Below are 5,386 nucleotides of genomic sequence, written 5' to 3'. Positions count from 1 at the left end.
CAGCCGCCGAAGGTGGGGCAGATGATTGGGGTGAAGTCGTAACAAGGTATCCCTACCGGAAGGTGGGGATGGATCACCTCCTTTCTAAGGAGCTCTTCATAGAGCAAATGAACCGATACTTCTCGGGTCATGCCTTACTCACTCTTTAGTTTTCAGGGAACACTTTAACCCCCCTTTTTGCCTGGTTGGCTGAGGGGGTTTTTCTTATTTCATGGTATGATGGAATCACCAAGAAAAGGGATTTGATCTGAGCAGGAGGGAAACTGAATGCGTTTGGGAAAGCAAAAGATCTTGCCGGCGGCAAAGAGTATTAAAGATTTTGAGAAAATGATGAACAGCCGGTTTCAAACCATTATTTTACTGGATTCCCATGTAGCCCAGCTGCCATCGCTGATGAAATTGGCAAACCGATATCAAAAACAGGTTTTGTTGCATGTCGATTTGATCCAGGGGTTGAAAAGCGATGAATATGCCGCCGAGTTCCTGTGCCAGGTGATAAAACCCGCCGGTCTGATTTCCACGCGCACACCGGTAGTCCAAGTGGCAAAGAAAAAGTCGTTAATCGCCATTCAGCGCGTGTTTCTTCTGGATACCCACGCCCTGGAAACCAGCTATCGGCTGTTGAAAACATCGCAGCCCGATTATATCGAGGTATTGCCCGGGGTGATTCCCCATATCATCAGGGAGGTAAGGGAAAATACCGGGATTCCCATTTTGGCTGGAGGGTTGATCCGAACGAGACAAGAGGTGAGAGAAGCATTGGAAGCGGGGGCGGAAGCAGTGACGACATCAAGCCAAAATCTATGGGAATATAAATAAAAGTATTGAAAAATGTATGTTCATATTTTAAAATGGAATTGTGAACGCTTACACACCCTTGAACCCGACCAAGTTAATAACAGACATGAGTTTTGGAGAGTCACTAAACCTTCTTTTCTACCGCGGAAGGAAAAGAGGAATTTTAGTGATTCTTTTTATTTATGAACTATTTTTCTGAGTATTACGAGTAATAAAACGCCAGGGGAGGATGGATATGTCTCATTTTGCAGCTGAATTAATCGGGACAATGATCTTGATCTTATTGGGGGATGGCGTTGTGGCCGGGGTTGTCTTAAACCGGTCCAAGGCGCAAAACGCAGGTTGGGTTGTCATTACATTAGGGTGGGGATTGGCGGTGATGGTTCCCGCTTATCTGGTCGGCCATGTCAGCGGTGCGTATCTCAACCCTGCGGTTACGATCGGGTTTGCCATGGCCGGGAAACTCCCCTGGTCTGAGGTGGGCGGAATGATCGTGGCCCAGATGATCGGTGCCTTTTTGGGGGCCGTGCTTGTTTGGCTTTTCTATTATCCACATTGGAAGGTCACGGATGATGCCGAGGCGAAACGGAATGTTTTCTGCACTAGTCCGGCCATCCGCAGCCCGTTTTTCAATTTCCTGTCCGAAGTGATCGGCACATTTGTATTGGTCTTTGCCTTATTGGGCTTCGGAGCCAAGGGAATTGTGTTTGCCGACGGCTTGCAGACGCTGGTGGTTGGATTCCTGATTGTCTCGATTGGGATGTCACTCGGCGGAACGACGGGATATGCAATAAATCCTGCGCGTGATCTTGGACCGCGATTGGCTCATGCTCTCCTGCCGATTGCCGGAAAAGGGCACTCTGATTGGGGATATGCCTGGATTCCGGTTGTCGGGCCGGTTGTCGGTGCGTTGATTGCGGCATTGAGCTTTGTCGTGTTGTTCCAATAAAGGAGAGGTGAACAGGAATGAAAAAGAAATACGTACTTGCCATTGATCAGGGAACAACCAGTTCCAGAGCGATTTTGTTTGATCGCCAAGGCCGGATCAAAGAAATGGCGCAAAAAGAATTTACTCAGTATTTTCCGCAACCGGGCTGGGTGGAACATGATGCGGTGGAGATCTGGGATTCGGTTCGTCAAGTCATCGCAGAGGTCTTGCAAAAAGCCGGAGCTCATGCAGACGAGATCGCAGCGATCGGGATCACCAATCAGCGGGAAACCGCCGTTGTCTGGGACCGGCATACGGGGGAACCGGTCTACCATGCGATTGTGTGGCAATCACGCCAAACGGCCGGGATTTGCGCTGAACTGATGGAAGAGGGTTATCAGGAGGTATTCCGGGACAAAACGGGTCTTTTGATCGACGCATATTTTTCCGGTACCAAAGTGAAATGGATTTTGGACCAGGTGGACGGTGCGCGGGCAAAAGCGGAAAAAGGGGATCTGTTGTTTGGAACTATTGACAGCTGGCTTGTCTGGAAACTCTCCGGGGGAAAAGCCCATATAACGGATTATACCAATGCTTCGCGCACCCTGATGTATAATATCCATGACCTGAAGTGGGATGACGCGTTATTGGAGATTTTGACTGTCCCTGCCGCCATGTTGCCGGAAGTCCGTTCTTCCTCGGAAGTTTATACCGTGACCCATCCCGATGTATTTTTCGGGAAAGAGGTGCCGATTTCCGGAATTGCCGGCGATCAGCAGGCGGCGCTGTTCGGGCAGGCCTGTTTTGAGCAGGGGATGGCGAAAAACACTTACGGAACCGGTTGTTTTATGTTGATGAACACGGGCAGCAAGGCGGTTCGCTCCAAGCATGGATTATTGACCACCATTGCTTGGGGGATCGACGGAAAAGTGGAATATGCCCTGGAGGGAAGCATTTTTATCGCTGGTTCGGCTGTCCAGTGGCTTCGTGACGGGTTGCAACTGATTCAAACAGCGGCGGAATCGGAGGACTTAGCGGTTAAGGTGGTTTCGACAAACGGAGTGTATGTGGTTCCCGCTTTTGTGGGTCTGGGAACCCCGTATTGGGATTCCGATGCGCGCGGTGCCGTATTCGGTTTGACCCGCGGCACTTCCAAGGAACATTTCATCCGGGCCACATTGGAATCACTGGCATACCAGACCAAAGATGTATTGACTGCAATGGAGGCCGATTCCGGGATTCGCCTGAAAAAACTGCGCGTTGACGGCGGAGCCACTGCCAATGGATTTTTAATGCAATTCCAGAGCGATGTTCTCGGTGTACCGGTTGAACGGCCGATTGTCCTGGAAACAACGGCGTTGGGAGCAGCATATTTGGCAGGATTGGCGGTTGGATTTTGGAACAATAAACAGGAGATCGCGGATCATTGGGCGATTGACCGCACCTTTAATGTGAAAATGGATGACAATTCTCGCAATAAATTGTATAATGGTTGGGTAAAGGCAGTAGAAGCTACGCGAGCATTTAAACTCGATTAATCCATACAAGTTAATAGTTGGCGGAGAACAGGAGAAAACCACATGACCTTATGTGTTCGCACATAGGGTTTATGTGGTTTTTCTTTTTATCAAAAGGAGGAGAACCAAAATGGCGATACCTTTTACGGTGAAAGAACGCAGTCGTTTGCAAACGGAATTGGCAGGAAAACAACTGGATCTGCTTGTCATCGGAGGAGGAATCACCGGGGCGGGGATTGCTTTGGATGCCCAGTCCCGGGGAATCGAAACGGTTGTCATTGAGATGCAGGACTTTGCTGCCGGCACTTCCAGCCGTTCAACCAAGCTCGTACATGGAGGACTTCGCTATTTAAAACAGCTCGAAGTCGGTCTGGTGGCCGAGGTCGGCAAAGAGCGGGCAATTGTTTATGAAAACGGACCGCATGTGACGACCCCGGAATGGATGCTGCTCCCGATTATTCCCGGCGGGTCGCTTGGCAAATTTGCCACATCAGTCGGGTTAAAGGTATATGATTTTCTGGCAGGGGTAAAAAAGAGTGAACGACGCAGGATGTTGTCCAAAGAAGAAGCGCTTCAAATGGAGCCGCTTTTGCGCAAAGAGGATTTAAAAGGAGCGGGGTACTACGTCGAGTACCGGACGGATGACGCCCGTCTGACCCTGGAAGTGCTGAAAAAAGCGGTCAGCCTCGGAGCGAAGGCATTTAACTACATGAAAGCGGAAGAGCTGTGCTATGAAGGCGGGAAACTGACGGGCGTTCTGGTCCGGGATCTGCTGACTGATGAAACTTTCCGGCTGAAAGCAAAAAAAATCGTGAATGCGACCGGTCCCTGGGTTGACGAACTGCGGGAAATGGACGGATCGAAGAAAGGGAAAACCATTCACTGGACCAAAGGTGTCCATCTCGTTGTCGATCAGAAACGATTCCCGCTGAGGCAGGCGGTTTATTTTGATACTCCGGATCAGCGCATGGTGTTTGCCATTCCGCGTGACGGCAAAACCTATATCGGAACGACGGATACCGATTATCACAATGATCTGGTTAACCCGCGTGTGACCGAGGAAGACCGCGATTATCTCATTCGGGCCGTGAATCACATGTTTCCGGAAATCCAGTTGACCAAAGGGGATGTTGAAGCGTTCTGGGCAGGAATTCGCCCGCTCATCCATGAAGAGGGAAAATCCCCTTCGGAAATCTCGAGAAAGGACGAAATCTTCCGTTCAGCGACAGGATTGATCACCATTGCCGGCGGAAAACTGACCGGATACCGCAAGATGGCGGAAAAAGTGGTTGATTTGATCGCCAAAGAGTTAAAAAAAGAGACAGGCAAATCCTACCCGGGATGCCAGACGGAGCGGATTGCCATATCCGGAGGGGAAGTGGGCGGTTCGCAAGGGTGGCGCACTTTTTTGGCACAAAAACAGCAACAGGGAATCGACATCGGCCTCACATCGGAAGAATCACTGCGTCTGGTGAAGCTGTATGGTTCCAATGTAGATGAAGTTTTTGCCTGGGTCGGGAGAGGGCGGCAAGAAGCGCAGCATTTTGGGCTTTTGCCGGCGGTTTATGCCACGGTCATGTACGGGATCGAGCAGGAATCGGTTGCCAAGCCGGTGGATTATTTCATTCGCCGTACAGGCAGCATGTTCTTTGATATCAATTGGGTGAAAGAGTGGAAAGAACCCGTGTTAACTTTGATGAAAGAGAAATTGGGATGGAGTCAATCGCAAATGGAGACTTATGCAGACGAGTTGGAAGAGGCGATCATCATAGCCACTGAAACGGTAAACTCTTGACAGGCAGCGCCATCGGTGGGGTTTCGTACTCCATCGGGCGTTGCTTTTTTTTGGTGGAAAATGTGATTTTACTTCGGGGAATCGGTGCGGGAATGTTAAACTGCCCGGCTTTGCAAGGTTTTCCGATTTAGGATTGATTTCCGTTTGGGATGAATTTTCTTTGCGGAGAAAAAAATATAAAAAAAGGGTTGCAATATGATGTTACCCGTGATATATTATTTCTTGTCGCCGCAATGACCGGCGCAACGAAGAGAACGCACCTTGAAAATAAGATATGGAATAAGGCAAATGACGAAATGGTCATTCGTCAAGTTGCATCACCGGGAGAGAAACCGTAGCAGGTTAAGC

General features: G+C 49.6%; 4 protein-coding genes and 1 rRNA gene. All 5 read left to right on the top strand.

From position 1 onward, the window contains the following. A 16S ribosomal RNA gene (locus I8U19_RS16990) occupies positions 1-84 on the top strand; the annotation flags it as partial. 183 nt (positions 85-267) lie between these two features. Continuing rightward, the gene (locus tag I8U19_RS16985; RefSeq protein ID WP_033102322.1) at positions 268-819 is read left to right on the top strand and encodes a glycerol-3-phosphate responsive antiterminator; all 552 of its coding nucleotides are present in this window, start codon (positions 268-270) and stop codon (positions 817-819) included. Positions 820-1,033: 214 nt separating this feature from the next. Beyond that, positions 1,034-1,747 (top strand): MIP/aquaporin family protein, encoded by a 714-nt coding sequence (locus I8U19_RS16980; RefSeq protein WP_198056611.1) that lies wholly within the window; start codon positions 1,034-1,036, stop codon positions 1,745-1,747. Between the two features lie 17 nt (positions 1,748-1,764). Beyond that, positions 1,765-3,264 (top strand): glycerol kinase GlpK, encoded by a 1,500-nt coding sequence (glpK, locus tag I8U19_RS16975; protein ID WP_198056610.1) that lies wholly within the window; start codon positions 1,765-1,767, stop codon positions 3,262-3,264. 109 nt (positions 3,265-3,373) lie between these two features. Further along, a complete protein-coding gene (locus tag I8U19_RS16970) occupies positions 3,374-5,038 on the top strand; it encodes a glycerol-3-phosphate dehydrogenase/oxidase (RefSeq protein WP_033102325.1) in 1,665 nt (554 codons plus the stop codon). Positions 5,039-5,386 lie beyond the last annotated feature (348 nt).

The organism is Thermoactinomyces sp. CICC 10523 (genome assembly GCF_016055105.1).
In the GTDB taxonomy this organism is placed as follows: Bacteria; Bacillota; Bacilli; order Thermoactinomycetales; family Thermoactinomycetaceae; genus Thermoactinomyces_A; species Thermoactinomyces_A daqus.
This window is presented reverse-complemented; position numbering and strand designations above follow the sequence as displayed.